The sequence below is a fragment of the Nocardia tenerifensis NBRC 101015 genome, assembly GCF_000308715.1.
In the GTDB taxonomy this organism is placed as follows: domain Bacteria; phylum Actinomycetota; class Actinomycetes; order Mycobacteriales; family Mycobacteriaceae; genus Nocardia; species Nocardia tenerifensis.
Window position 1 is genome coordinate 1 of the sequence record NZ_BAGH01000586.1, and the last position, 26213, is coordinate 26213.

26 protein-coding genes are annotated in these 26213 nt (G+C 69.4%); 17 read left to right on the forward strand and 9 right to left on the reverse strand.

The window, feature by feature from the left end:
* Positions 1-133: 133 nt before the first annotated feature.
* Positions 134-709: a TetR/AcrR family transcriptional regulator gene (locus tag ON39_RS38950; protein WP_040741714.1), complete on the reverse strand. Its 576-nt coding sequence runs from the start codon at positions 707-709 to the stop codon at positions 134-136.
* 125 nt (positions 710-834) lie between these two features.
* Between ON39_RS38950 and ON39_RS38955 the strand changes: the two genes are divergently transcribed.
* Together ON39_RS38955 and ON39_RS38960 are read left to right on the forward strand one after the other, a co-directional pair.
* On the forward strand, positions 835-1755 hold the full coding sequence (locus ON39_RS38955) for an SDR family oxidoreductase (RefSeq protein ID WP_040741716.1): 921 nt from the start codon (positions 835-837) through the stop codon (positions 1753-1755).
* A 227-nt stretch (positions 1756-1982) separates the two neighbouring features.
* Positions 1983-3380: a cellulase family glycosylhydrolase gene (locus ON39_RS38960; RefSeq protein WP_083894958.1), complete on the forward strand. Its 1398-nt coding sequence runs from the start codon at positions 1983-1985 to the stop codon at positions 3378-3380.
* Positions 3381-3416: 36 nt separating this feature from the next.
* On the opposite strand, the gene ON39_RS38965 is transcribed toward ON39_RS38960, so the two are convergent.
* A complete protein-coding gene (locus ON39_RS38965) occupies positions 3417-4112 on the reverse strand; it encodes an LmeA family phospholipid-binding protein (RefSeq protein ID WP_040741718.1) in 696 nt (231 codons plus the stop codon).
* A gap of 191 nt (positions 4113-4303) precedes the next feature.
* Between ON39_RS38965 and ON39_RS38970 the strand changes: the two genes are divergently transcribed.
* The 3 genes from ON39_RS38970 (at position 4304) to ON39_RS38980 (ending at position 6352) form a co-directional block, all read left to right on the forward strand.
* Complete coding sequence (locus ON39_RS38970; protein WP_040741719.1) at positions 4304-4702, forward strand: hypothetical protein; 399 nt, start codon at positions 4304-4306, stop codon at positions 4700-4702.
* A gap of 124 nt (positions 4703-4826) precedes the next feature.
* A complete protein-coding gene (locus tag ON39_RS38975) occupies positions 4827-5219 on the forward strand; it encodes a PPOX class F420-dependent oxidoreductase (protein WP_246003025.1) in 393 nt (130 codons plus the stop codon).
* Between the two features lie 140 nt (positions 5220-5359).
* Positions 5360-6352 (forward strand): alpha/beta hydrolase, encoded by a 993-nt coding sequence (locus ON39_RS38980; RefSeq protein WP_373283774.1) that lies wholly within the window; start codon positions 5360-5362, stop codon positions 6350-6352.
* Between the two features lie 43 nt (positions 6353-6395).
* Here the strand turns inward: ON39_RS38980 and ON39_RS38985 are convergent, their stop codons facing one another.
* Positions 6396-7025, reverse strand: a complete 630-nt coding sequence (locus ON39_RS38985; protein WP_040741721.1) for a TetR/AcrR family transcriptional regulator — start codon at positions 7023-7025, stop codon at positions 6396-6398.
* A 123-nt stretch (positions 7026-7148) separates the two neighbouring features.
* Here ON39_RS38985 and ON39_RS38990 point away from each other — a divergent pair, with 123 nt between their 5' ends.
* Complete coding sequence (locus ON39_RS38990) at positions 7149-8051, forward strand: NADP-dependent oxidoreductase (protein ID WP_040741722.1); 903 nt, start codon at positions 7149-7151, stop codon at positions 8049-8051.
* 58 nt (positions 8052-8109) lie between these two features.
* Positions 8110-9630, forward strand: coding sequence for an FAD-dependent oxidoreductase (locus ON39_RS38995; protein ID WP_040741725.1), 1521 nt, complete (start codon positions 8110-8112; stop codon positions 9628-9630).
* A 189-nt stretch (positions 9631-9819) separates the two neighbouring features.
* Here the strand turns inward: ON39_RS38995 and ON39_RS46425 are convergent, their stop codons facing one another.
* The 4 genes from ON39_RS46425 to ON39_RS39015 all read right to left on the reverse strand — a co-directional run bounded on the left by ON39_RS46425 (position 9820) and on the right by ON39_RS39015 (position 13971).
* A complete protein-coding gene (locus ON39_RS46425; protein ID WP_051187669.1) occupies positions 9820-10212 on the reverse strand; it encodes a DUF6188 family protein in 393 nt (130 codons plus the stop codon).
* A 143-nt stretch (positions 10213-10355) separates the two neighbouring features.
* Positions 10356-11639, reverse strand: a complete 1284-nt coding sequence (locus tag ON39_RS39005) for a lipase family protein (RefSeq protein ID WP_051187670.1) — start codon at positions 11637-11639, stop codon at positions 10356-10358.
* Positions 11640-11673: 34 nt separating this feature from the next.
* The gene (locus ON39_RS39010) at positions 11674-13263 is read right to left on the reverse strand and encodes a GMC oxidoreductase (RefSeq protein ID WP_083894960.1); all 1590 of its coding nucleotides are present in this window, start codon (positions 13261-13263) and stop codon (positions 11674-11676) included.
* Between the two features lie 165 nt (positions 13264-13428).
* Positions 13429-13971: a TetR/AcrR family transcriptional regulator gene (locus ON39_RS39015; RefSeq protein WP_040741749.1), complete on the reverse strand. Its 543-nt coding sequence runs from the start codon at positions 13969-13971 to the stop codon at positions 13429-13431.
* A 260-nt stretch (positions 13972-14231) separates the two neighbouring features.
* Here ON39_RS39015 and ON39_RS39020 point away from each other — a divergent pair, with 260 nt between their 5' ends.
* Positions 14232-15194: a hypothetical protein gene (locus ON39_RS39020; protein WP_040741727.1), complete on the forward strand. Its 963-nt coding sequence runs from the start codon at positions 14232-14234 to the stop codon at positions 15192-15194.
* 64 nt (positions 15195-15258) lie between these two features.
* Here the strand turns inward: ON39_RS39020 and ON39_RS39025 are convergent, their stop codons facing one another.
* The gene (locus tag ON39_RS39025) at positions 15259-15729 is read right to left on the reverse strand and encodes a DUF1360 domain-containing protein (RefSeq protein ID WP_040741730.1); all 471 of its coding nucleotides are present in this window, start codon (positions 15727-15729) and stop codon (positions 15259-15261) included.
* Between the two features lie 354 nt (positions 15730-16083).
* Here ON39_RS39025 and ON39_RS39030 point away from each other — a divergent pair, with 354 nt between their 5' ends.
* The 6 genes from ON39_RS39030 to ON39_RS39055 all read left to right on the forward strand — a co-directional run bounded on the left by ON39_RS39030 (position 16084) and on the right by ON39_RS39055 (position 22472).
* Positions 16084-18243: a catalase gene (locus tag ON39_RS39030; RefSeq protein WP_040741732.1), complete on the forward strand. Its 2160-nt coding sequence runs from the start codon at positions 16084-16086 to the stop codon at positions 18241-18243.
* Between the two features lie 76 nt (positions 18244-18319).
* Entirely contained in the window at positions 18320-19327 is a 1008-nt protein-coding gene (locus ON39_RS39035; protein WP_040741734.1) for an iron-containing redox enzyme family protein, read from the forward strand.
* Between the two features lie 31 nt (positions 19328-19358).
* On the forward strand, positions 19359-20012 hold the full coding sequence (locus ON39_RS39040) for a HemK2/MTQ2 family protein methyltransferase (RefSeq protein WP_040741736.1): 654 nt from the start codon (positions 19359-19361) through the stop codon (positions 20010-20012).
* Complete coding sequence (locus ON39_RS39045; protein WP_040741738.1) at positions 19990-20199, forward strand: CDGSH iron-sulfur domain-containing protein; 210 nt, start codon at positions 19990-19992, stop codon at positions 20197-20199. The genes ON39_RS39040 and ON39_RS39045 overlap by 23 nt, the downstream gene beginning before the upstream one ends.
* Before the next feature lie 48 nt (positions 20200-20247).
* Positions 20248-21729: an FAD-dependent oxidoreductase gene (locus ON39_RS39050; RefSeq protein ID WP_040741741.1), complete on the forward strand. Its 1482-nt coding sequence runs from the start codon at positions 20248-20250 to the stop codon at positions 21727-21729.
* A 38-nt stretch (positions 21730-21767) separates the two neighbouring features.
* Positions 21768-22472, forward strand: coding sequence for a GAF and ANTAR domain-containing protein (locus tag ON39_RS39055; protein WP_246003024.1), 705 nt, complete (start codon positions 21768-21770; stop codon positions 22470-22472).
* Here ON39_RS39055 and ON39_RS39060 read toward each other — a convergent pair.
* Entirely contained in the window at positions 22466-22855 is a 390-nt protein-coding gene (locus ON39_RS39060; protein WP_051187671.1) for a hypothetical protein, read from the reverse strand. The genes ON39_RS39055 and ON39_RS39060 overlap by 7 nt on opposite strands.
* A 355-nt stretch (positions 22856-23210) precedes the next feature.
* Between ON39_RS39060 and ON39_RS39065 the strand changes: the two genes are divergently transcribed.
* The 3 genes from ON39_RS39065 to ON39_RS39075 form a co-directional block, all read left to right on the forward strand.
* A complete protein-coding gene (locus ON39_RS39065) occupies positions 23211-24317 on the forward strand; it encodes a glycosyltransferase (protein WP_051187672.1) in 1107 nt (368 codons plus the stop codon).
* Positions 24314-25420, forward strand: a complete 1107-nt coding sequence (locus ON39_RS39070) for a glycosyltransferase (RefSeq protein ID WP_040741742.1) — start codon at positions 24314-24316, stop codon at positions 25418-25420. Before ON39_RS39065 ends, ON39_RS39070 begins: the two co-directional genes overlap by 4 nt.
* Positions 25417-26213, forward strand: a 797-nt coding sequence (locus ON39_RS39075) for a glycosyltransferase (protein WP_040741743.1), incomplete at its 3' end; no start/stop codon positions are given. The genes ON39_RS39070 and ON39_RS39075, both read left to right, overlap by 4 nt.

Here is a 26213-nt window from a genome sequence, read left to right on the forward strand (position 1 = left end):
GACATTCCACTCCTACCCGCTCAGCCACTCCTGCCGGACACCCAACCACGCGGGTGTCGATCCGTCCGGCCGAGCGGGATCGGCATCACCGAACAGACACCTGCGGTTAACCATCGGGCGCGGAACGAGTGGTTCAGCGAGACGCCGGAATCGGCGCGCAGAGCGCGCCCAGATCGTCGAAGGCTTGCCGCAGGTGCGCGTCCAAGCTCTCCGCAGGGTCGTCCAGCCAGGTTTGGGCGGCGTGATGGAAAGCAGCCCAAGCGGTTTGGGCGGCCAGGCCGGCCAAGCGGTCGCCGATTCCGCGCTGCCGCAAGGCCTCCGCTATCGCGGCGGTGATCGAGTCGGCCTTGGCCAGCTCACGTTCCCGCAGCGCGGGCGTCGCGGCGATGACCGCCGCCCGCGGTTCACAGAACGAGCGATTCGCCTCGAAGATCTCTCCGGCCTTCCGAAAAGCCCGAAGCAGCAAGGCAAGTGGCGGTAAGTCGTCCGGCGCATCGACCACGCCTTCGACGAGCGTGGCGCGCAGTTCGGCTTCGCCGCCGAAAAGCACCTCGCGCTTGTCAGGGAAGTGCCGGAAGAACGTGCGCTCGTTGAGCCCGGCCCTGGCGGCGATCTCGGCCGTGGTGGTCTGGTCGAAGCCGCGTTCCCGATACAGGTCGAGGGCCGCCTGTTGCAGGCGGCGGCGCGCGTCCTCTCCACTCCGGGGCATGCCTAGAGATTACCCGGGATGTGTCAGTGACTGACACCACGTTGTGCCAGTGACTGACACTACGCGTAGAGTCAGTGACTGGCGCTACTTAGCGCCAGTCACTGGCGTTACACGGGAGACTTCTCATGCACGTATTCGTCACCGGCGGGTCCGGACTCACCGGCCCGACCGTCGTCACCGAACTCATCGCGGCCGGTCACACCGTCACCGGCCTCGCGCGCTCGGACGCCGCCGCCGATCGATTGGCGGCGATCGGCGCCACACCGCATCGTGGTTCACTCGATGACCTCGATGCCCTGCGCAGGGGCGCCGAAGCCGCGGACGGCGTCCTGCACATGGGCTTCGGCGGCGACTTCGCCGATCCCGACGGGTTGATTCGCCGCGACCGGACCGCGATCGAGACCCTCGGCGCGGCACTACGCGACTCGGGCAAGCCCTTCGTCAGCACCTCGGGCACCCTGGTCATGCCGGAGGGCCGGGAGACCACCGAGCACGACGAACCCGACACGACCGGACGCGGCTACTTCCGCATTCCGGGCGAGCAGGCCTGTCTCGGCTTCGCCGCCCAGGGTGTGCGCGCCTCGGTCGTCCGGCTCGCCCCCACCGTGCACGGCCCCGGCGACTACGGCTTCATCGGCATGCTCGTCGTCACCGCCCGACGGACCGGCGTGTCGGCCTACATCGGCGACGGCGCCAACCGCTGGCCCGCGGTGCACCGCCTGGACGCGGCGAAACTTTTCCGCCTCGCACTGGAGAAGGCCCCCGCGGGCAGCGTGCTCCACGGCGCCGCCGAAAGCGGCGTCACCCTGAAGAGCATCGCGGACACCATCGCCAATGCCCTTGGGATACAAACCGTTTCACTGACCCCCGAAGAAGCCGTTCCCCACTTCGAGATACCCTTCATGGCCGCGGTCTACGCCGCCGACGCGCCCGTCTCCAGCAGCCACACCCGCCAACTACTCGACTGGACCCCCACCCACCCCACGCTGCTCGAAGATTTACGTCACGGCGATTACTTCGCGTCGGATCCAGCCCAGCAGCCGTGAAATACGTCCCGTTCGGCACACGCAGCCCGGCCCACCATTGTCGTGCGGAACTCCGGGCAGCCGGACATGAGGTTCGTACCGCCGACGGCGCGGCGTTCTCCGCCTGAGACGCCGGGTTCGACCGGCGATATAGCATTCGCGCATCAGTCTTCGATTTAGCACGTGGCGAGCGTTTCCTGCTTGGACAGCGCCGTGTCCTCGGCGCATACCCGTCGAAAGGTTGCGCGATGACCGTCGTGTCTTCGATAGCGCGGTGTCTCGGGTTGGCCGTATTGATGTTCGGATTGACGCCGTCGGCTGTGGCGACACCGGCGGCTACCGAACTGGGGCACGCAGGGCGGTGGCTCACCGACGATCAGGGTCGGGTGATCACCTTGCACGGCGTGAACCTGGTCTACAAGAACCCGCCCTACTTTCCCGCGGCCGGCGGCTTCGGTGAGGACGACGCTCAGTTCCTGGCGGACAACGGTTTCAACGCGGTGCGGCTGGGGTTCGCCTGGAACGCGGTCGAGCCGCAACCCGGGGTCTACGACGACGACTACATTCAGCAGATCCAGCAGACTCAGCGGTTGCTGGCCCGGTACAACATCTACACCCTCATCGACTCGCATCAAGACGCGTTCAACGAATCCGTGGGCGCCAGTTGGAGCGGGTTCCCGCAGTGGGCGACGTTCGCCGACGGGTTTCCCTTGCGACCCGACCCCGGCTTTCCACTCGTCTATTTCGCGAGCCCCGCACAGAATCAGACGTGGGCGAACTTCTGGCGCGACCACCTCGCGCCCGACGGCATCGGACTGCATGAACACTATGCGGCCATGTGGGCGCATGTCGCGCGGTTCTTCGCGGACGAGCCGTACCTGCTCGGCTACGACCTGATCAACGAGCCGTGGCCCGGTTGGGATTGGCCGACGTGTTTTCCGCAGGGCTGTCCCGGATTCGAGCGCGACGTGCTCGCACCGTTCGAAGCGAACGCGATGAACGCCATCCGCCGGGTGGACTCGAGACACCTGCTGTTCTACGAGCCGTCCGTGACCAACGACTTCGGTACACCGGACTGGATGCCGAACCCCACCGGAGATCCCGAGGCGGGCATGAGTTTTCACGACTACTGCTTCGGACCGGTCGATACCTGTGTGAGCAACGGATTGGATCGCGCCGGCGCCGAGGGCGTCGTCGGCGTGGTGACCGAGTTCGGGGCGACCACGGATCAGGCGCGGCTGATCCGTCTCGCCGACAGACTCGACGAAAACCTGGCTTCCTGGATGTTCTGGTCCCACCCACAGAATCAGACACCTGATCATCATCAGGAGCCGCCGACCGGCCCGAACCTGATGAACCCCGCGCTCGTCCGGCCGTATCCCACCGCGATCGCAGGCACCCCGCAGCAGTGGCACTACGACAGCACGACCGGAACGTTCACCCTCGAATACAGTGCCCACCCCGCCGATCGACCGCTCCCCCGCGACGCACGCACCGAGGTGTATCTGCCACAGAGCAATTACCCCGACGGCTACCAGGTCGAGAGTCAAGGCGCCGAGGTCGTGTCGGCGCCCGACGCCCGGCTGCTTCAGCTCGGCACCAGTCCGGGACAGGACACCGTGCAGGTGACCGTGACCCGACGCTGATGCGATCTCGCACGACGATCGAAGCGCCGCAAAGCATTACGGCAGATCGGAGAAGCGCACGTCGTGTGCGACGGCGGTGACGTGGAGACCGTCGGTGGCCGGTTGGATGGCGGTGAGACGCGCGCCGAGGGGCAGCTTCTGCAGGGGCACGGTGAAGGTCAGGGTGTTGCGGAGCATGGCGACGGAGATGGTGGGTCCGCCGACCGCGGATTGGACCGAGACGGGGGTGACCTCGATGCCGTTGTCGGTGGGCGCGACGGTGACGACGACGGTGCCGGGCACGGAGATGCCCTCCACCGAGAACGATCCGGTGACGCGCAGTCCGTCCGGGCTGTAGGAGATCGACTCGACGCCGGCGGGGGCGAAGCCGCGCACGGTGTCGTAGGGCACCACGCCCGTCGCCGTCGCCGTGCCCGCGACCAGGTTCGCGGTGCGGTTGTGCAGCAGGTCGCTCAGCGGCGCCGCCACGTCGGTCATGGTGATGTCGAGGTCGTGGACGGTGAGGCCCTGCCCGGTCCAGTCGCCGACCCGGACGTCGATGTCGTGATACTTGCCGTCGACGGCCTGGGTGAGGAACGGGAATCCGCCGATGACGACGCTCGGCCGCTGCGGAAGGCCGTATTCGGCGGCGACCTTGCGGCCGATCTCGTTCTGCGCCATCACCACCGCCACCCGATCGCCGACGACCAGCGCGATGCCCAGGACGATGATCAGTATCAGCAACGCGCGCATGCGCTCACCCGCTCAGCCATCCCACCATCATGCTGTGCCTCCCGCCCGGCCGCCGTCTCGCGCGCTCGACCGGCGCGTTGATCCGATGTCAGCGGCGACGTCAGGCGCGTGTCAGGTCGGCGTCAGCGAGCCCGGCGAAAGTGTGTACATCGAACAAACCGCACCACAACCAGATTCGAGGAGTACCCGACATGTCCACCACCACCCTGACCGACCAGGACAAGAGCACCCTGCGCACCGCCGCCTACGGCGCGGTCTCGCTGATGGCCGCCGCCGGTGCGCCGCACAAGGGCATCACGCAGGCCTCGATCACCCTGACCTCCGCCACCGGACTGGTCGGGCACGCACTCGCCGCGAAGTCCAAGGACATCCACCTGCCCGGCAAGTCCACCGCCGAACTCGCCGACGAGGTGCTGCCCGCGCTGACCGCGGCCATGCGCCTGCTCGGCGGATACCCGGGTGAGGCGGACAACTTCCGCGACACCGTGCTGGTCGCCGTCGAGGCCGCCGCCGGACCGGGCAAGAGCGAGGCGAGCCCGGCCGTGGCCGCCATGGCGCGCAAGATCACCGCGGCTCTCGACGCCGCCTGACGGAGGCGGGCCGGTCGCGGGGTGCACGGCGAGCCCCGCGGCCCGACCGCCCTGAGCGATCGGGATATGCATCTGAGCTTTCGAGCCATTCACCGCGGCACCGCGCGCCGGTAGGTTTCCTCCAGTGACCGAACTTCAAGAGCGCATGCGAAACATGTTGGATGGCAAGAACTTTGCCGTGGTCGCCACGGTGAACGAGGACGGGTCACCGCACACGTCGGTGGTCTGGGTGGACCGCGACGACGACGCTCTGGTGTTCTCCACGACCGCGGGCCGTCGGAAGGGCCGCAACCTCGCCCGCGACCCACGGGTCAGCGTGACCGTGCTGGACGCCCAAAACGCCTACCGGACCATCGATATCGCGGGCACCGCCGAACTGGTGGCGGATCCGGACAAGCGACTCCCGGCGCGTCTGTCCCAGAAGTACGTCGGCGAACTACCACCCCCGGAACCGGCGGAGGTGCGGCGATGGATCGTGCGGGTCGTGCCCGAGCGAATCACCGCCTTCGGAGCCTGATCTCGGCCGGTGAGCGGCGCCCGAACGACCCCGCACCCAGGGAAATAGGGGCAGCGACCACGTCACGGGCTAACCTAGCCTGGGCGGCAAAGGGATTCGAGTTCCTTCGGTGGCAACCGGGAAAGCATGAGGTGTGCGCGGTGGGCGCGACGGCACGATTCGAGGGCCGACGGTTCGTGGGCGGCCGGCTGCGGAAAGCGGTCGTCGTTCTGGCGACCGCGGTCGCGGTGTCGTCGGCGGGCACGGCGGTAGGCGCCGCCGCGCCGCACGGACCCGTATTGCGTGCTCCCGCAGGCGGTTACCAGGAGCTGTCGGTGCCCTCGACCATGGGCCCGATCAAGGTCCAGGTGCAGTGGGCGGCGCGCGGCGGCAGCTCCGCGCTGTACCTCCTCGACGGCCTTCGCGCCCCCGCCGACCACAGCCAGTGGACGAGCGACACCGACGTGCTGCGCCAATTCGCGGGCGACGATGTCACGGTGGTGCTCCCGGTCGGCGGCCGCTCCAGTTTCTACACCGACTGGTATCGGCCGAGCAGCACGAATCATCAAGCGACGACGTACAAGTGGGAGACCTTCCTCACCCGCGAACTGCCCGCCTTCCTGGCCGGGTACGGCGTCTCGCGCACCAACAACGCGATCGTGGGCGCCTCGATGGGCGGCAACGCCGCGCTGACGCTGGCCGCGCACCACCGCGATCAGTTCAGGTTCGCCGGATCCCTCTCGGGTTTCGTGCATCCGACGTTCCCGCTGTGGAACGAGGCGATGCGCGCGGCCATGTGGGACGAGGGCAACTTCAACGTGGACGACATGTGGGGCCCGGCGGGCGCGCCGGCCTGGACCCGCAACGACGCCACCGAACAGGCCGAATTGTTGCGCGGGCTACCGATGTACGTCTCGACCGGTGACGGGGCACCCGGCCCGCTCGATGTGCCCAACGGAGTCGGCAACACGATCAACGCGATGGGGCTGGAGGCCTTGTCGACCATCGCGACGCAGATGCTGCGAGACCGCTTGACGGCGTTGGGGATTCCCGCGCGGATCGACTTCGTCCACGGCACGCACACCTGGCCCTACTGGCAGCAGGCGATCGCGACCGCGCGGCCCTCGATCCTGGAAGCCTTCGGCGCGCACTGACTTTCGCGCATCACCTCCGCTATCGCGCGGCCACCAGGGCACGCTAGCGGAAGTACTCCTCGGTCCCCGAGCCCACCCCGTCACGAAGCGCGTCGAACAACCGCTCGAGACGCACCCGGTGGTCGCGCACCACGGCCCTCGTCGACTTCCCCGCGATACGCCGCCGCGCCGTCTCCACCAGCACCGCGCTGTATCCGGCGAGGAAGAACGCGGCGAGCAACGTCCCGTCGCCCTCGAACGCCGGGTCGCGATCGAGCTCCTCGGCCAGCGTCTGCTGAAGTTCGGCCCCGATCGCCCGTGCGCGCGCCACGAGCGCGGGCGATCCGGCGACCGTCCGGAAGAAGGGCACGGAGCGCTCGTCGAGACCGGAGAGCGGATGCCGCGCGTCGAACAGGCGCAGGCTCGTGTCCCGCAGGGACGTCAGCACATCGACGCCCGGCTCCCGATCGCGCACGGCCGCGCGCAGCAGCTCGGCCGCGTCCGCCGCGCGATCCAGGAACAGATCCTCCTTGCGCGGAAAGTGATTGAAGACCGTCACGCTCGACACGCCCGCCTCGCGCGCGATCTGCGCGACGGTGACGGCCTCGTACCCGCGCTCCAGGAACAACCGATTCGCGACCTCCAGGATTCGTGCGCGCGTCCGCGGGCCGCCGCGCTCGCTGGTTCTCGGCATCCGCTCACTTCCTTGTGTGACTAAGTTTAGTCAGTTAGCCTAGTGCATGATCCGCCACCGGGTCATGTTCGACCGCCGATCGGCAGCAGCCGTGCGAGCAGCGACGACGACAAGGACAGACTCATGAAAGCGGTACGGTTCAGCCGATTCGGCGCACCGGATGTGCTCGAGCTCGTCGACCTGCCCGATCCGCACCCGGCGGCCGGGCAGGTTCGCATCGCGGTGCGCGCCGCCGGTCTCAACACCAGCGACTGGAAGAAGCGGCAGGGCCTGATGGATCAGGAACTGCCGCAGACCATGGGTTACGAGGCGGCCGGGATCGTCGACGAGATCGGTGCGGGCGTCACCGACGTGGCCGTCGGCGATCGGGTGTTCGGATTCACCGCGGCGAGCGGGGCGCAGGCCGAGCACGCCGTGCTGGCGAATTACGTGCCGATCCCGCCCTCGCTCGACTTCGCCACTGCGGCCGCCCTGCCCTCCGCCGTCGAGACCGCGGCGCGCGGACTCGATCAGCTCGGGGTCGAGCAGGGAAACACTGTGTTGATCAACGGCGCTTCGGGAGCCGTCGGCGCGGCCGCGGTCCAGCTCGCCGTGGCGCGCGGCGCCCGCGTGATCGGCACCGCGAGCGCCGCCTCGCACGAATTCCTGCGCTCGCTCAGAGCCGAGCCCGTCGCGTACGGCGACGGCATGCCCGAGCGGGTGCGCGCGCTGGCCCCCGACGGGGTCGATCGGGCGCTCGACGTCGCGGGCAGCGGCGTGCTGGGCGAACTCGTCGAACTCGCGGGCGGCCCGGAGCACGTGATCACGCTCGCCGACTGGGCGGGCGCGCAACGGCACGGCGTGCGGTTCAGCAGTGGCGACGCGGGGCGCGCGCTCTACTCGCTGGCGTTGGTCGCGCGGCTCATCGAGGCCGGACAGTTCGTCGTGCAGGTCGGCCGGACCTTTCCGCTCAGCGATGTCGCCGAGGCCCATCGCGTCGGCGAGGCCGGGAGCGTGCGCGGAAAGCTCGTGCTGCTGATCGAGTGACCCGGCAGCGCAAGCCGCACGCCAGGACGGTGCAAGAGCCGTCGAGAACCATAGCGTCATGGACGAATTCGATATAGCCATTGTGGGCGCGGGCCCGGTCGGTCTCTTCCTCGCCTGCGAACTCGGTCTCGCCGGCTGCTCCGTCGTGGTGCTAGAGCGCGAGCCGGGGCCGCGATCCCCGTGGCGGGCGGCGCCGCTGGGCACCCGGGGGCTGACCACCGCCTCGATCGAGGCGTTCTATCGGCGCGGAATGCTGGATCCGCTGCTGAGCGCGTCCGGGCTGCCGGCGGTCACCGGCGTCGAGACCGACGCGGACGAACGGGCACAGCCATCCTTCGCAGGCCATTTCGCCGCGATGACGCTCGACCCGGCCCACGTCGACCTCGCCGCCTTCCCCTTCCGGTTGCCGAGCCCGGGACCGGAGATGCTGATGGCCGACCTCGAAGCGGTGGAGTCGGTGCTGTACGAACGAGCGACCAAGCTCGGCGTCCAGGTCGAGTACGGCGTCACGGTCTCGGGGATCAGCCAGGACGACGAGCGCGCGGTCGTGCACACCGGCGGGCACGGCCACGCGGCGCGCTGGGTGGTCGGCTGCGACGGCGGACGCAGCGTGGTGCGCGGGTTCGCCGGCTTCGAATTCGTCGGCACCGAGCCGATGTTCACCGGGTACACCCTGCTCGCGACCATCGCCGATCCCGAGAAGCTGCGGCCCGGCTTCAATCTGACGCCGCAGGGCGCCTACATCCGGATGCCCAGGGACGGGCACCTCGGCATGATGGACTTCGACGGCGGCGCGTTCGACCGTTCGCGGCAGCCGACCCGCGAGCATCTGCAAGAGGTGCTGCGCCGGATCTCGGGCACCGACGTGACGCTCACCGAGATCCATCTCGCCTCGAGCTTCACCGACCGGGCGATGCAGACGACCACCTACCGCCGGGGCCGGGTGCTGCTCGCCGGCGACGCCGCCCACATCCACTCGCCCATGGGCGGGCAGGGCCTCAACACCGGCCTCGGCGACGCGATGAACCTGGGCTGGAAACTCGCGGCCACCGTGCACGGACACGCGCCGGACGGGCTGCTCGACACCTACACCGAGGAGCGCCATCCGATCGGTGCGCGGGTACTCGACTGGTCGCGCGCCCAAGCGGCGACCATGCGGCCCGGCCCGTACGCCCAAGCCCTGCAAGGTGTGGTCCGCGACCTTCTCGGCACCCGCGACGGAACCACGTATGTGTACGGCAGGGTTTCCGGCGCGTCGATCCACTACGACGTCGGCGGCGAACACCCCCTGATCGGCCACGACGCCCCCGACTTCCGACTAGCCGACGGCACCCGCCTCGGCGACCTAATGCAGGACGGCCGTGGCCTCGCACTCGAACTCACCGGCGACCACCACCTGCGCGACACAGCCGCCAAGTGGGAGAACAGAATTCAATACGTCACCGGCACGGCCCACAACAACCTCGGCGTAAGCGCCCTGCTCGTACGCCCCGACGGAGTAGTCGCCTGGGCCGACACCCCCACCCCCAACCCCACAGCCTTCGAGTCCGCCCTAGGCACCTGGTTCGGCACTCCGTAGAACTGAACCCAGCATCTGTATGCGCGCCGAGAACGTCTTGCCGCCAACCCTTTTCAAAGTCAACCACACCCTTGCCAGCAACGTTTTCCGCTGCCCGTAGTTCCGACCGACCGCAAGTCGGCCGGGACGACGCTGCCGACCTACCGGCGCTGTTCGAACGACCCGACGTCGATGATGCCGTGACCCGGCTCATTTCTCCTTGCGAGCAGACCAAATGGCGAACTCTCCGCCCGGCAAACAGATGACCCGATAACCGTCCAGTCCTACGAGGCCCCAAGCCTCATACATCTCATGGATGGGGACATGAATTTGGGCACCGGAGTCGAACTGGAGGCTCAAGCCATCGACCTCGCTGGCATCGGCCCTGGTTACGGTCGAACCGACGAGGGATTCCAGTTCGGAACCGATGTCGCCATAGTCGTTGGAACCAGCCTGCGACAAGTCCCCGCCAGACGTACGAAAGTCCACCTCCCCCTCGATCTGTAGCTCGAACGCGGTGGGCGAACCCATCCGAACAGTAACCGTGAAGCCCACGATCACCTCCGAAACCCGCTGTCCGACAATGTCCAATCGCAGTTCCATAGTCACCAGCCTGGAGGTTTCGGATACGTTCCGTCAGGATTCATGGGTATGTGAGTCTCCGCGTTACTCCCCGGTTTTCCATCCAGTTTTATTGGCTGGCCGCCACTGAAGAACAGGGAGGTGCCTCGGTGGAGGGCGGCGCGTCAGTTGAATGTGCAGCCTTGGAGGGGGTTTTCGTTCAAGCGGTCGATTAGGTAGGAGATGGCGTTGTTGGTGCCGAAACCGTCTATTAGTTCGGGGCCGAAGTGGTTGGCGATGGTGGTGCCGGGGGCTATGGGCGGTAGTTCGTTGGTGCGGAAGGTTATGGTCGAGCCTTGGGCGCACCAGTCGGTGGCCAGTTGACGGGCCTGACTGTAAGGGACGGTGTCGTCGTTGCGGCCGCTGGTGATCAATACGGGGGTGGTGGGGCGCAGGTTGCCGATGCGCTGGTCGCCTAGGACACGCTCGACGCCGGGGATCGACCGCAGATGTTCCAGCAGGGGGCGGCCGTCGACGGTGAGCGCGTCGGTGCGGGCGAACGGCTCCTGCAGGATGACGTCGCCGATGCACGAGGTGCTGAGCCGATCCAGCAGCGCGCGGCCCGCGGGCGTGGTGCGTTCGTCCAGTGCCGCACGAAGTTCCGGGTAGCGGGCGGTGAAACCGTTGATGGCGAAGCCGATCGCGCCGCCGATGAGGTTGCCGTCGATCTGCGCCAGCACCACGGCGAGGTCGGCGACCGGGCCGCCCGCCCACGTGCCCTTCAGGTTCAGCTCGGGCGCGTACTCCGGCTGCAACTCGGCGGCCGCGGCGACCGCCCCGCCACCCTGGGAGTAGCCCCAGAAGACGAGGGGAGCCGCGGTCCCCGCGAGTGCGTCGGCGGCGCGGGCGGCGTCGAGCACGGCGTGCGCGGACTCGACCCGGTTGACGTAGGTGTGGATACCGGGCGTGCCGAGCCCGATGTAGTCGGTGACGAACACCCGCGCGCCGAGCCCACCCCACGCCGCCGCCGAAATCGCCTCCTGGTTGGCCGACACCGACAGCGGGTCGGTGCGGACCGCGAGCCCGGTGGAGAACGCGACGGACACCGCGCACTGGTCACCCTGCCCCGCGGTGCCGGGCGCGATGACGACGGTCGGGCGCGGCCCCGAGCCCAGCCACGGCTGAGTCGGCTCGAGGTAGGTGCCCGACACCGCGACGGGCTCGCCGTTCTGGGTACGCGAGGTGTACATCACCTGCCGCGCCGCGACGGGCCAGCCGCCCTGCGCGCCCGGCGGCGCCGCGAAAACCGGCATGGGCTGGGTCTTCACGATCGCGCCCGGCTCGGCGGGCAGCTGCGCGGGCGGAAAGTAGAAGGCGCTCACCGGTTCTGCCGCGGCGGGTACGCCGGCCGCGCTGAGGGCGGTCACCGCCACGGCGAAGACGGCGCGCCGCAAACGCTTGTTGTGCATCGAAACTCCTAGTGGTTCAGAATGTTTCGAGCCGTCAGATGACGGTCCCGACGTCTTGGGCGACCAACTGGTCGAGCGCGCGCTCGGCCACCGCCGCGATGGTCATCGAGGGGTTGCACGCCGCGGCGCTGCCGGGAATGAGCGCGCCGTCCAGGACATAGAGTCCGCGCTGCCCGTGCACCCGCCCCGCCAGATCGCAGACCGTGCCCATGCTCGCGCCGCCGAGCGGGTGCCACGTCGAGGGGAACAGCTCGTTGGTGTCGGTGAGAAGGCTTGCGGGACCGGCGATTCGCCGCACCGTAGGGCCGATGTGCGCGTTCTGCACGAGAGCGTCGCCGTCCTTCGGCCAGTGCAGGATCGCCTGATCGGTCGCGGAGTCGTACGCGAAGTGGCCGCGGTCGTCGCTCACGCCGTAGCCGACGAGCATGGTGCTGTGGGCATCCAGGCTCAGCGGTGGAATGGACGCCTGGATCACCGTGGCCGCCGAGCCGGGGTCGTCCCAGTTCAGGCTGCCGTAGACGACCGGGCCGCCCTGCTCGACGCCGAAATCCTGCTCGGGGCACGTCCAGACGTAGATGCGGTCGGCGTTGGTCCCCCAATTGCCGCCGAGCCCGTCGGGCATATCGGGGATGCGGCCCTGCGCGGCGGCCCGGACCAGCAGCTTGGTGGTGTTGAGGCTGCCCGCCGCCATGATCAGGGCGTCGGTGGTGAGAATCTTGTGCTCGAGCACCGTCCCGGAGGTGTCGATCCGGTCGACATAGACGGTCCATCGGCCGTCGGCCGCGCGCTCCACGTCGGTGACGTGATGCAGGGTCTCGATCGTCACCCGCCCGGTGGCCTCGGCCTCGGCGAGGTAAGTGACGTCCACGGAGTATTTTCCGCCGTTGTTCACACCGAGCGAACCGGCGCCGTTGGTGTACGACGGGCGCATGCGTCCGCGTAGCTCGTCGAGGGCGAAATTCCAGTCGATGGGCATCGGGATCTTCGAGAGCGGCAGCCCCGCGCGCTCGACGTTGCGCGCGAAAGCCTTGGCGGCCCGGTAGTTCGGCGTCTCGACGAGTTCGTCCGGGGCGACGGCGAGGTGCAGCATGCGCGCCACCCGCGGGTAGTGGACGCGGTTCATGGTCGCCCAGTCGAGCTCCTCGGGCAGCTGACTGTTGAAGACCGCCTCATCCGGCTGCAAGGTCATGCCTTGATACACCAGCGATCCGCCGCCGACGCCCGCCGCGCACAGCGCGGTCATGTTCTCCCCGGCGACCGCCTCCAGTAGGCCGACGTAAGGCTCGAAAAGCACTGGCTTGCCGAAGAATTCGGGGCTGGACCGATACCAGAGGGCGCGCTTGTCCGGCGCCGTCGGATTCGGGAACGTGTCGGCGTTCGGTCCGGTCGGCCAGCGCCGCCCGCGCTCGAGCACCAGGACCGGCACACCGGCCTGCGCCAGGCGCAGCGCGGCGACGCCACCGCCGAAGCCCGACCCGATCACGATCGCGCGATGGTCTTCCCGGACGACCCGAACCCGCCGGATGTCGGCCGTGATGCCGTTATGAGCCTGTGCCACACCGGAACTCGCGAGCAAGAGCCCGGCGGCCCCTCCTAGAAACCTGCGACGGGTAGTTGCGGACACGGTCGACCTCCAGAGCGCGGCGGAGAGAGCACGCGAAGGCTCCGGCGGTCGGGGTCACGACCGGCATGCCGAGCTTCGGGCGGAACAGGCGCCCGAGCGGTGGCTGGGCGAGCTAAAACTAGACACTCATCGCACAAAGTGTCAAGATATTCGAGCCAGGCTCGATCAGGGAGCCGGCAACACCAGCCACCGCGTGAGGAAGCCGCGCAGATCATCGTCGGAATGGATGGCCGCATCGTCGAAGAGAATCACCGACAGCCCGAGGCGGATTCCGATCTGCGCGATGTCGTCCAGGTGCGGCGCGAGGTTCGGGTCCAACGCCAGCACCGGTGAGAGCAGTTCGTGCGCAATGGGTTTCGCGCGCGCGACCATGTCCGTGTCGTAGACCGGATTGCCCTGCCCGGCGCGCAGCAGGGCGGCGAGGACGGGGTCGGCGCGCACCGCCGTGCGGCCCGCGACGATGAGCTCCACGACGTACTCCGATGCCGACCCGACCGCTTCGAGCTGTGCGCGAATCCCGGCCAGCGCCCACATGAGCAGGTCCCCGATCGCCTGCGACACCAGGTCCTCGCGGGAGCCGAAGATGGAGTAGACGGTCTGGCGCGACACACCGGCCTGCTGCGCGACCGCCGCGATACTCACCCCCTCGAAGCCGTCGTTCCGGATGACCTCGAGCGTGGCTTCCAAGATCTTGGCCTGGGAACGCATCCCGATATTATCGACCGGTTCTCGACCAGCCGGTTCGCCCGGGTCCGCGGCCGTCGCGGCTCGGCCCGGCGGACGCGCCGAAAGGGTTCCGCCACAGGCGAACCAGCGCGCACCGGTCTCGAAGCGATACCGCACAACGGGTTTGGCTCGACCCTGCCGTGGTAGGCGAAGGGAGTATCCGCCGACGGTGGATACGTGTCCACGGTGGAGGTGCACCGTCGCGCCCAACCGATGCAGTCAACATCGAAGGACGAACCCCCATGAGCACCAGCGACACCAGTACCCTGCTCGCGCAGCTACGCGCGATCCGCGATCTGACCAACACCGAGATCCAGATCGCCGAGACCCGGATCGCGCAGGCCAGGACCGACGCCGTGCGCCGGGAGCTGTCCGAGAACGCCGACAATGCCCGCGCTCGCGCGGAGGCCATCGAGTCCGCCATCCGCGAACTCGGCGGCGTCCCGCAGTTGATCGGCCCCTTCCTCGGACGACTCGCGGCCGCCGTCAAGGCGATGGCCGAGCAGGCCCAGCCGTTCGACGAGGCCCTCCTCGGCGATCTCACTCTCGAGCACCAGCTGCTCGACCGCGCGCGCTACCTCAAGGCGCTTGCCACCGCGGCCTCCCGCGAGGACGTGGTGGCCTTGGCGCAGCGCTTGATCACCGCGCACTCGGCGACCGTGGACTGGCTCAGCACGGTCCTGGCCGAGGACGCGCTCGGCGGCCCGGCGGCCTTGCGCCGCACGCCTTTACAGGCGGCCACCGGGACGGCCGTCAAGCTGGTCAACACCCCGGTCACCTGGTCCACGCGCGGCTTGGACCGCGCACTCGACACCTTCCGCAGCACCCCGCCCGCGCTCCAGGAACTGCTGGCCAGGGGCGCGCACGCGGGTGACGTGGCGGTCAAGACGCTGGCCGGCTCCCGCGACGCCGCGCTGGAAACCGCCGAGCGGATCACCCGCAGCGAGGGCGCGGACAGCACCGCCGACGCGCTGCACTCGCTGCGCACCGCCACCGGCGTTCTCGAGCCCGAGGAGCTGCCCATCGCGGACTACGACGATCTGAACGTCGGCCAAGCCGTCGCCGAGATCAAGGAGCTGACCGCCCCCGGCGACGTGCGCGCCATCCTCGCGTACGAGGAGGCGCACAAGGACCGGCAGGGCGTGGTCTCCGCGGCCCAGACCCGGCTCGCTGCCATCGCTCAGGAAGTCACCGGTCGCAACTGATCGACCGTCGGGCGGCGAGGTTGTCCACCTCGCCGCCCTATTTCTCGGCCACCTGCTGCGCCGTCTATTTCTCGGCCACCTGCTGCGCCGTGGCGTAGGCGAGATGCAGGAAGTCCGCGCCCGCCAGCGCCGCGAGCGCGTCCACGACCAGCCGGGTGGCCCGCGGCGCGAACACCTGCCCGATGGTCAGCCCGGTGACCGCCCACACATCGAAACAGAATGGGCAGCTGAGCAATTCGCCGAAACTGCGCTCGACGCCGTCGTCCGCCTTCGGCTGCTCCATCACCTCGCCTGGCCCGCCGTGCCCGGTGTGCGTGGTGAACGGCGCGCGCAGCGGCGTGGTGATCGACGCCTTGGTCACCGTGCGGGAAATCTTGTGCGCCGCGAGCGCGGTGACCGCCAGTTCGCGCACGCTCATCCCGCGGGGCAGTTGCCGATTGGTCACCGCGCCGAGCAGGGTGGCCGTCGCGACGACGACCGTGTACATCGCCATCGTCGCCAGATAGCCGCCGAGGTGACGCCGTTCCCCGCTCACCCGCGGCCCCCGAGTCCACGTGGTCGGCCGGTCCGAACGGTCATGAGGATCTCCCTGAGAGTGTGTCGATGGGTCCAGCGGAAGCCGATTGCCGACCGCCTACCCCGCGGCTATCCCGGCAAACCCCGCCGACATGGCATCGGACCGCCGGAAGCCCCCTCGCCACACCTGACCAACGTCCTCTCGGAGGTGACCTTCGGCGCCCGTTTGGGACCGGCAGGGCTGGGTACCGTCGGACTCGAGTCCGTCACTGTGTCGTCCACGAGGTCGACGCGCTCATGGGCAAGTGGGTTGCGTCATCGCGCGGATTCCACGCGTCTTGCCCTTCCCTCGACTCCAGGAGGTAACCCCGAAATGTCGCCATTCGCCCGTCGATCGAAGTCCACCGATCCGAACGCCGTCCCGGGTGTCCCTTCCGCCGAGCCGGCTTCGCTGGAAGAGCCGACCGAGCCCAGGGAGCCGCTGCCCCCGAAGCACGACCAGGCGGCGCCGCGCCCGACGACGCCCACCGGCTACCCGGTCGACATGCCCGAAGACGCGATGGCCCAGCAGGGCGCCTTCCTGACCACCGCGCAGGGCGCGCGGCTGCCCGATACCGACCACTCGCTCAAGGCGGGCCCGCGCGGCCCGGTGCTGCTGCAGGACCATCATCTGCGCGAGAAGATCACCCACTTCGACCACGAGCGGATTCCGGAGCGGGTGGTGCACGCCCGCGGCGCGGCGGCGCACGGCGTGTTCGTCGGCAACGGCGCCGCGACGAAGATCACCTGCGCGTCCCTGTTCGAAAAGGGCAAGGAGACACCGGTTTTCGTCCGTTTCTCCACCGTCCTCGGCTCGCGGGGCTCGGCCGACACGGTGCGCGACACCCGCGGTTTCGCCACGAAGTTCTACACCGACACCGGCGTGTGGGACCTCGTCGGCAACAACATCCCGGTGTTCTTCATCCAGGACGGCGTCAAGTTCCCCGACATCATCCACGCGGGCAAACCGCATCCGGACCGGGAGATCCCGCAGGCGCAGAGCGCCCACGACACTTTCTGGGACTTCGTCTCCCTGCACACCGAGGCCACCGCGCACACCCTGTGGAACATGTCCGATCGCGGCATTCCCCGCTCCTATCGCATGATGGAGGGCTTCGGCGTTCATACCTTCCGCCTCATCAACGACGAGGGCGCGACGGTGCTGGTCAAGTTCCACTGGAAGCCGAAGCTGGGCGTGCACTCGCTGCTGTGGGAAGAGGCGCAGATCGCCGGGGGCGTCGACCCCGACATGCACCGCCGCGACCTGGCCGACGCGATCGAGGCGGGGGCGTACCCGCAGTGGGATCTCGGTGTGCAGGTGTTCCCCGACAACGAGGAGCAGATGTTCGAGGGCATCGATCTGCTCGATCCCACCAAGCTCGTGCCGGAGGAGCTGGCCCCGGTCCAGATCATCGGCACGATGACGCTCAACGCGAACCCGACGAACTACTTCAGCCAGACCGAGCAGGTCGCGTTCCATCCAGGCCATCTCGTGCGCGGCATCGACGTCACCAACGACCCGCTGCTGCAAGGCCGGCTGTTCTCCTACCTGGACACCCAGATCTCGCGGCTCGGCGGCCCCAACTTCGCCCAGCTGCCGATCAACCGGCCGCACGCGCCGATCAACGACATGTTCCGCGACGGCATGCACCAGACCGCCGTGCACGCCGGTGTCGCGCCGTACCGGCCCAACAGTCTCGACGGCGGCTGCCCATTCATCGCGGGCGCGAACGAGACCCTGATCGAGTTCCCGCAGCAGGTATCCGGGCCGAAGGTCCGCGAGGCCGCCGCGAGCTTCGATGATCACTTCAGCAGCGCCCGGCTCTTCTACCACAGCCTCACCGACATCGAACGGGCCCACGTGGCCGACGCCTACAGCTTCGAGTTGGGCAAGTGCTACGAGAAGGCGATCAAGCTGCGCACCGTGACCAATCTGCGCGAGATCGATGAGCAGCTCGCGCAGACCGTCGCGAAGCGGCTGGGGCTCACGCTGCCGGACAAGGCCAACGCGGCCGTGGAGGTCGTGCCGTCCCCCGCGCTGTCGCAGCTCGGCCAGACCTGGCCGTGCGACGGCCGGATCATCGGCATCTACGCCGACGAGAACTCCGACCTCGGCGCCTTGGCCGCGACCGTGAATACCATCATCGAGCAGAAGATGACGCCGCTGGTCATCGCGGCGCACGGCGGCGAGCTGGGCTCCGGCGCGGTGACCGTCTCGCGCACGCTCGCCACCGCGCGGTCCATCGAGTTCGACGCGCTGCTGCTCGCGGCCAGCTCTGCCGACCAGCGGCTCACGGTGCTCATCCAGGAGATGCACCGCCACCTCAAGGGCATCGCCTACACGCCGGAGGGCCGCGGTGCGCTGACCGCCGCGGGCGTCGCGGAGAGTTCGGCGGGGGTCGAGGCCGCGGACGGCATCGCCGGGGCCTTCGAGAAGATCGCGGCCGCGCTGCCGTCGCACCGAGTGTGGGCCAGGGCGGCCGAACTCGTGTGAGAAGGCCGATAGCCGGGTTGTTGCGCCGGTGAGAAGATCGGCGCATCAACGGTTTCGGGCTGGGTACGCCGACCTCATGACTACCTCTCGTGTCGCCGAGGTCGGCGCCCTGCCCACCCCACGCGGCGAGCTGTCGGCACAGGTCAACGACCTGCTGGCGGGGGCTCCAGGCAGCGCCGTCCCGCCCTTGCCCGACCTCGATCCCTACGGCGAGGACTTCCAGCTCGCCCTGCACACCTGCTACGAGCTGCACTATCACGGCTACGAGTCGGTCGACGCGGGCTGGGAGTGGGATCCGGGGCTGCTCACCCTGCGGGCGGCCATGGAGCAGCGCTACCTGCGGGCGTTGCGCGACGACGTGCCGGGCGGCGCCGACCTGGACGCGGAGCTGGAGAATTTGCTGGTGACTCCCGCCGAGGAGTCGGGTGTCAGCGTCTTCCTGCGCGACGAGGGCAGGCCGTGGCATCTGCGGGAGTACTTCGTGCACCGCTCGATCTACCACCACAAGGAGGCCGACCCGTACGTGTGGGCGATCCCGCGGCTGCGCGGCCAGGCCAAGGCCTCGCTGGTCGCGGTGGAGTTCGACGAGTTCGGCGGCGGTCGCGCCGAACGCGTGCACGCCCAGCTCTACGCCGACCTGCTGGCCGACGCCGGGCTCGACCCCGGCTACCTGCACTATCTCGATATCGTGCCCGCGCCGATGCTCGCGCTGGTCGACATGATGTCGCTGTTCGGCCTGCATCGCGCCTGGCGTGGCGCGCTCGTCGGGCATTTCGCGAACGTCGAGATCACCTCCTCGCCCGGTGCGCGCCGCATGGCCGAGGCGTTGGGTCGGTGGAATTTCGGCCCGGCCTGCACGCTGTTCTACACCGAACACGTCGAGGCGGACGCGGTGCACGAGCAGGTGATGCGCGAGGTGATCACGGATCTGCTCGCGCGCGAGCCGGAGTTGCGCGAATCCGTCGTCTTCGGCATCCAGGTGACGAACCTGCTGGAAGACCGCTTGGCCGAGCACATCATGGGTTGCTGGCGCGAGGATCGCACCTCGTTGCGTGAGCCACTTCCCGACGCCGATCATGATTGATCGCCGCGCGGAAGGGAATTGCCGCGAAGTGATGTTGATACGCACCCCGGGCGTCTATCGGCCCCAGACGGATACCTGGTTACTGGCCGCCGCGTTGGCCGAGGCCGCGCTGCCCGAGGGTGGTCGCGTCGTCGATGTGTGCAGCGGCACCGGCGCATTGGCGGTACACGCCGGCCTGGCGGGGGCCGCCTCGGTCACCGCGGTCGACATCTCCGGCTCGGCGCGCATGTCCACGTGGCTCAACTGCCGCATGCGCGGAATCGACGTCGAGATTCTGCGCGGCGACTTCGAAATGGCTTTGGCAGACCGCGAATTCGATCTGCTGCTGGCCAATCCCCCGTACGTCCCGGCCCGGCCCGAACGCCCGGTGCGCGGGCGGGCGCGGGCCTGGCACGCCGGCCGCGACGGCAGGTCGTTTCTCGACCGGCTCTGTGCACGGACACCCACGCTGCTGGCGCCCGACGGCGCCGCGCTGATCGTGCACTCCACGGTGGCCGACCCCGAACGCACCATCACGCAGCTGCGCCGAGGCGGCTTGAAGGCCGCGGTCGTGGCCCGCGCGACGATCCCGTTCGGCCCGGTGATGCGCCGGTGCAGCGATCACCTCGTCGAACAGGGGCTGATCCAGCCGGATCAGCGGAGCGAGGAGCTGGTGGTGATCCGTGCCGACAAAACGCGAAAGTGACCGGCGGCGAATAACTTTCACCACCGACGGCCCCGCGCTCGTCGAGGGGCCGGTCGAGATCGTGGCCGCCGACGGCACCCGCATCGACTGCGACCGTTTCCAGGTGGCGCTGTGCCTGTGCAAGCGGTCCAAGAATTACCCGCTCTGCGACACCAGCCACCGCAAACGCCGGCGCGGCCCGGCCTGAGCCGAACCGGCGGCGTTTCGACCCGGCGGGCGGGGGCAATCGGGCGATGTGACCTCCCTGTGGCTAGACGGCGCGCCCGCGACGACGTATCCGACCCCCGAGCCCGGACTGCGGTTCGACGTCGTCGTTGTCGGCGGCGGCCTGACCGGAGTGACGACGGCTCTGCTGCTCGCGCGCGGCGGGGCCTCGGTGGCCTTGCTCGAGGCGCGGACGCTCGGGGCCGTCGCGACGGGCAATACGACCGCGAAACTGAGCCTGCTCCAAGGCACCCACGTCTCGACCATCGCGAAGAAGCACTCCACCGAGACGCTGCGCGATTACGTCGCGGCCAATCGGGAAGCGCAGCAATGGCTGCTCGGCTTCTGCGCCGACGAAGGCATCGATGTTCAGCGCGCGCCCGCGTTCACCTATGCGGGGAAGCGGGAGGGCGCCGCGCAGGTCGAGGCCGAGCTCGCGGCGTGCCGCTCGGCGGGGCTCGACGTCGCGTGGGTCGACGAACTCGACCTGCCGTTCCCCACCTACGGCGCGGTTCGCCTCGACGATCAGGCGCAGTTCGATCCCGTTTCCGTGCTGCGCGGTCTGGCCGCGGCGGCCGAGCGGCACAACGCGGTGATCTTCGAGAACACCCGGGTGACCGAGGTGATCGGCGACGAGGTGCGCACGGAGCACGGCGTCATCCGCGCCGGCACCGTCGTCCTCGCGACCGGTACTCCGATCCTGGACCGCGGCGGGTTCTTCGCCCGGCTGGAGCCGCATCGCTCATACGCGCTGGCCTTCGAGACGCCGGGGCCGATCCCGCACGGCATGTATCTGTCCGCGGACCAGCCGACGCGTTCCCTGCGCTACGCGCCCACCCCGCAGGGCGAGCTGCTGCTGGTCGGCGGCAATGGGCACATCGTCGGCCGGGAGAAGACGACACGATCGAAGGTCGCCGACCTCGTCGACTGGACCCGAAAGTATTGGCCCGGCGCGACTTTGACGCACAGCTGGTCGGCGCAGGACTACTCGCCCATCGACGGGCTGCCCTACGTCGGCCCGCTGGTGCCCGGCCGCGACCACATTCTCGTGGCCACCGGGTATTCGAAGTGGGGAATGACGAACGGCGTCGCCGCCGCGCTCGCCCTCTCCGAGCGGATCTTCGGCAGGCAGAAGGACTGGGCCCCGACGCTGGAGGCGTGGCGGACCCGCGAACTCGCGGGGCTGGGCACCGCGCTCAAGGCCAACGGCGGTGTCGGCCTCGCCATGGTCGGCGGCTGGGCGCGGGCCGAGCTGCACGGGGACGGCGACGCGCCGGCCGAGGGCGGCGGCCGGGTCGGGCGCGACGGCGTTCGGCCGGTCGCCACCTGCACCGTCGACGGCGAGACCACCGCGGTCTCCGCGGTATGCCCACACCTCTACGGCATCGTGCAGTGGAACGACGCCGAGAAGTCCTGGGACTGCCCGCTGCACGGCTCGCGCTTCGCACCGGACGGCCGCGTGCTCGAGGGACCCGCGACGCGACCTCTGTCCCCGGCACCCCGGCACTCGTAGGCTGGCAATGACATCGGTGAATTGGGAGGCGGCGGATTGTGGACGGGCGACGAGAGTCGTTGTGGCGCGCGATCGTCACCGTCCCCGGTGTGCCCGGCACGAGCCAGTGGGCCCGCGCCGTCTGCGGGGTTTCCGTGGAGCTCCTGCCGGGCATCGACGCCGCCGCGCTGACGCTGCGGGCCAGCCTGCGCGCCCAGGACATGCTCGGCGCGAGCGATGAGTGGGCGGGCCAGCTCGACGGCCAGCAGTACACCCTCGGCGAGGGCCCGGGCGTCGACGCGTTCGCCAGCGGCGAGCCGGAGCTGGTCACCGACATTCGCACCGCCGAGGCCCGCTGGCCCTGGTTCTGCGATGCCGCGCTGGCCATGGGCGCCAGGGCGGTGTACGCGTTTCCACTGCGGATCGGCGGGGTGCGGCTGGGCACGCTCGACCTGTACCGCCATCAGATCGGCGGTTTCACCCCGAGCATGATGGCCGACGCGATGATCGTCGCCGTGGTGATCTCGCAGGCCCTCATGCAGGAGGTGACCAGGGCCGAGGAGGCGGGGCAGGCCTGGCTGCGGCCGGTGGGCTCCTATCACGACGTCAACGTGGCCACCGGCATGCTGGCCGCCCTGCTGCGCATCAGCCTCGACGACGCGTTCCTGCGACTACGTGGCCGCGCGTTCACGACCGACCGCCCGCTGGTGGAGGTCGCGAAAGAGGTGCTGGAGAAGAAGATCGACGTCGACGAACTCTACTGATCAGCGGCGACGAAGCTACCCGAGATCGTCACGTAGACGAGGGTGATCATCAGCAGGAACCAGCCCGCGCCCTGCCATATCGGCCACGCGCCGCCGCCGCGCCACACCCGGTAGGTCTGCCAGAACGCGCCGAGGGTGCCGAGCAGGAGTACGCCCGCCGGGACGATCGAAACCAGGTACCTCTCCCACCCGGCGCACCCGGACGTATCGCAGTAGTTCGCGCCGCCCGTCCACAGGCCGATCACCACCATCAGCACCAGCGCGACCGCCACCACCGCGGCGACGAACCAGGCCGCGTGGCGGAAACCGCCGGGATCGTGCCACCGTTTCTCCACATCGCGGGTTCCCGCCGCACGCGGCCCGCCGCTCGGATCGTTTGCCATCGGTCGCCTCTCCTTCTCCGCACCGTCGGACCGAGAAGTCGGCGTTGATCACCTCGGCGATCAACGACCATTCGCGCTACGGCTATACCCCAAGCCGGACAACCCAACCCGACCAGCCGCCGATATCGGTCCCATGCCGCACCCGCCGCCCACACGACCGGAAGACAGGATCGATCGGCGTTTGCGCGGGGGACGCCGGGGTAGCACGGGAGCGTAAAGATCGTCGGCGCCGGAGCCACGAATCCCACGACAGGAAGGCCGTTCCCATGCTGATCGCGCGCGGTAATCCGTTGACTCGTGCGGAAAACGCGATTCGCCGTGGGAATTCCCCGCTGCCGCTGCCGAGGTCGGCCCGATGACCCGCTCGTCGGTAGACCTCCTGGAGCCGAGTTCGCGGGAGCGGGCTTCGTTGCGGATCGCTTCGGTGCCCGCCTCGCACGTGTACGTGCGCCACCTGTCGGCGTTCGACGGCGGCGACGCCGTGGTGCGCCTGCCCGATCCGCCACCCGCCGACGGGCGGAAGGTGCCCGGCGGCTGGTGGCCGCCGGTCATGCTCGACCCCCTTTGGATTCGCCGCAACCACACTCGATTCGACGTATTCCATGTGCATTTCGGGTTCGACACGGTCGCGCCCGACGTGCTCGCCGACATCGTGGGCGAACTGCGGGATCACGGCAAACCGCTGGTCTACACGGTCCACGACCTGCGCAACCCGCATCAGCCCGATCCCCGCGGGCATCGCGAACAGCTCGATGTGCTGATCCCCGCCGCCGACGCGTTGATCACGCTGACCCCGGGTGCTGCCGAGCAGATCGAGAAGCATTGGGGCCGAACCGCGTCCGTGCTGAGCCATCCGCACGTGGTGGAGCGCGAGCTGGTGTGCGCGCCGCGTCCGCCGCAGGAAGAGTTCACCGTCGGCGTCCACGTGAAGAGCCTGCGCGCCAACATGGATCCGCTGCCGGTGGTGGACACCCTCGCCGAGACGGTGCGCACGCTGCCCGGCGCGGTGCTGGAAGTCAACGTGCACGACGAACTTTTCGAGCCGGGCAACCACTGGTACAACCCGGACGCGGGCGCGGCCCTGGTGGACTACGGCCGCCGCCCGAACGTGCGCGTCCGGGTGCACGCGTATTACTCCGACGACGAACTGTGGCAGTACCTTTCGTCGCTGTCGGTCTCGGTGCTGCCCTATCGGTTCGGCACGCATTCGGGCTGGCTGGAAGCCTGCTACGACCTCGGGACCGCGGTGGTCGCCCCGAGCTGCGGCTTCTACGATCAGCAACGCCACTGCGAGACCTACGTTTTCGACGAGCAACGCTTCGAACCGGCGACGCTCGATCGCGCCGTACGCGCCGCCTACGACGCGAAACCCCAACGGGCGCAATGGCCCGAGCGCTACGCCGAGCGCCGGCGGCTCGCCGCGGCCCACCGCGACATCTACGAAAAGGTCTCGGCCCCATGACCGGCGGCGGCGCGCGGATCGCGCTGCTGGCCTCCAACCGGCATCCGATCCGGCAGCCCTTCGCCGGCGGCCTCGAGGCGCACGTCTGGCATCTGGCTCGCGCGCTGCGCGCCCGCGGGCACCGGGTGACCCTGTTCGCCGCCGCGGGCAGCGATCCCGCCGCGGCCGAGGCGACGCTGCGGGTCCGGACCTTCTCCCCCAGCTCGGCCGCGGCGGGCGACCCGTCGATGGCCCCCGCGCAATTCCTCGCCGATCACCACGCCTATCTCACGTTGATGACGGAGCTGGCCACGCACGTCCCGAGATCGTTCGATCTCATCCACAACCACAGCCTGCACTACCTGCCGCTCGCCATGGCGCCCGCGCTCGACATCCCCATGCTGACCACCCTGCATACCCCGCCGACGGTCTGGCTGGAGTCCGCGCTGGAGGTGAACAGCGGCGCGGGCTCGGATTTCGTGGCGGTCAGCGAGCACACCGCCGCCGCGTGGCGCCGCCACCTTCCCGACCTCGACGTCATCCCCAACGGCATCGACGTGACCGGCTGGCCACTCGGCGACGGCGGCCACGACCTGGTCTGGTTCGGGCGGATCACGCCGGAGAAGGGCACCCACCTCGCGATCGAGGCGGCGCGCCGGGCCGGGCGACGACTACATCTCGCCGGCCCGGTCAGCGACGCGCGGTACTACCGCGATACCATCGCCGGACTGCTCGACGACGACGTGATCTACCACGGCCATCTGGATCAGCGCGCATTGGGCGCGCTGGTCGGATCATGTGGTGCCGCACTGGTGACCCCGCTCTGGGACGAGCCGTACGGCTTGGTCGTCGCCGAGGCGCTCGCCACCGGGACACCGGTGGTGGCGTTCGCGCGCGGCGGCATCCCCGAGATCCTCGACGACGACTCCGGACGACTCGTGCCGGGCGGCGATGTCGCCGCGATGGCCGCCGCCGTCGACGCGGCCGCCGCGCTCCCGCGCCACCTCGTGCGCCGCCGCGCCGAAACCCAGTGCGGCCACGGCGCGATGGTCGAGGCGTACCTGCGGCGCTACCGGCGGCTGCTGTCGAGTTTCCGGGCCGGGCCGCGACAGGGGGCGGCGTGATCGGTTACTACATTCACCACCACGGCTCTGGCCATCTCGTTCGGGCACAAAGCATTCGAGCGCACCTCAGCGCGCCCGTCACCGCGCTCAGCACCGCGACCGTCACCGGTTTCGACCACGTGATCAGGCTCGCCCCGGATAACCGCGCCGAGTCCGTCACCGACCCCACCGCGGCCGGTGTGCTGCACTGGGTGCCGCGCGGCGACGACGGCCTGCGCGACCGGATGGCGACCATCGCGGAGTGGATCGCGACCGCCCGGCCCGACGCCCTCGTCGTGGACGTGTCGGTCGAGGTCGCGCTGCTGGCGCGGCTGCACGGCGTGCCCGTCGTCGCGATGGCGTTGCCGGGCACGCGGACCGACACCGCCCACCAACTGGTGCACCGCATAGCGGAACGGATCCTCGCGGCCTGGCCGCGCGAGCTGTACGAGCCGCCGTGGCTGCGCGAGCACGCGCACAAGACGCACTATGCCGGCGGGATCAGCCGCTTCGACGGACGTGTCCCCACCCGCGCCGCCCGTGCCGACCGGCCGACGGTGCTCGTGCTGGGCGGGGCGGGCGGCTCGACGTTCACCGGCGCGCAGGTGCGCGCGTGCGCCGATCGGCATCGCGACTACCGCTGGCGGACAGCGGGTTTGGATGATTGGGTCGATGATCCCTGGTCGCGACTGTGCGCGGCGGACGTCGTCGTCTCCCATGCCGGTCAGGGCGCGGTGGCCGATATCGCCGCCGCCGCCAAGCCCGCGATCATCCTTCCCGCGCCGCGCCCCTTCGACGAACAGGCCGCCACCGC

Coding starts and splice junctions, on each gene's coding strand:
- ON39_RS38955 (WP_040741716.1), top strand. CDS start 835: ATGCACGTATTCGTCACCGGCGGGTCCGGACTCACCGGCCCGACCGTC.
- ON39_RS38990 (WP_040741722.1), top strand. CDS start 7,149: ATGAAAGCGGTACGGTTCAGCCGATTCGGCGCACCGGATGTGCTCGAG.
- ON39_RS38970 (WP_040741719.1), top strand. CDS start 4,304: ATGTCCACCACCACCCTGACCGACCAGGACAAGAGCACCCTGCGCACC.
- ON39_RS39015 (WP_040741749.1), bottom strand. CDS start 13,971: ATGCGTTCCCAGGCCAAGATCTTGGAAGCCACGCTCGAGGTCATCCGG.
- ON39_RS39030 (WP_040741732.1), top strand. CDS start 16,084: ATGTCGCCATTCGCCCGTCGATCGAAGTCCACCGATCCGAACGCCGTC.
- ON39_RS38950 (WP_040741714.1), bottom strand. CDS start 709: ATGCCCCGGAGTGGAGAGGACGCGCGCCGCCGCCTGCAACAGGCGGCC.
- ON39_RS38995 (WP_040741725.1), top strand. CDS start 8,110: ATGGACGAATTCGATATAGCCATTGTGGGCGCGGGCCCGGTCGGTCTC.
- ON39_RS39040 (WP_040741736.1), top strand. CDS start 19,359: ATGTTGATACGCACCCCGGGCGTCTATCGGCCCCAGACGGATACCTGG.
- ON39_RS39060 (WP_051187671.1), bottom strand. CDS start 22,855: ATGGCAAACGATCCGAGCGGCGGGCCGCGTGCGGCGGGAACCCGCGAT.
- ON39_RS38985 (WP_040741721.1), bottom strand. CDS start 7,025: ATGCCGAGAACCAGCGAGCGCGGCGGCCCGCGGACGCGCGCACGAATC.
- ON39_RS39070 (WP_040741742.1), top strand. CDS start 24,314: ATGACCGGCGGCGGCGCGCGGATCGCGCTGCTGGCCTCCAACCGGCAT.
- ON39_RS38960 (WP_083894958.1), top strand. CDS start 1,983: ATGACCGTCGTGTCTTCGATAGCGCGGTGTCTCGGGTTGGCCGTATTG.
- ON39_RS39065 (WP_051187672.1), top strand. CDS start 23,211: ATGACCCGCTCGTCGGTAGACCTCCTGGAGCCGAGTTCGCGGGAGCGG.
- ON39_RS38965 (WP_040741718.1), bottom strand. CDS start 4,112: ATGCGCGCGTTGCTGATACTGATCATCGTCCTGGGCATCGCGCTGGTC.
- ON39_RS39020 (WP_040741727.1), top strand. CDS start 14,232: ATGAGCACCAGCGACACCAGTACCCTGCTCGCGCAGCTACGCGCGATC.
- ON39_RS39035 (WP_040741734.1), top strand. CDS start 18,320: ATGACTACCTCTCGTGTCGCCGAGGTCGGCGCCCTGCCCACCCCACGC.
- ON39_RS39005 (WP_051187670.1), bottom strand. CDS start 11,639: ATGCACAACAAGCGTTTGCGGCGCGCCGTCTTCGCCGTGGCGGTGACC.
- ON39_RS46425 (WP_051187669.1), bottom strand. CDS start 10,212: ATGGAACTGCGATTGGACATTGTCGGACAGCGGGTTTCGGAGGTGATC.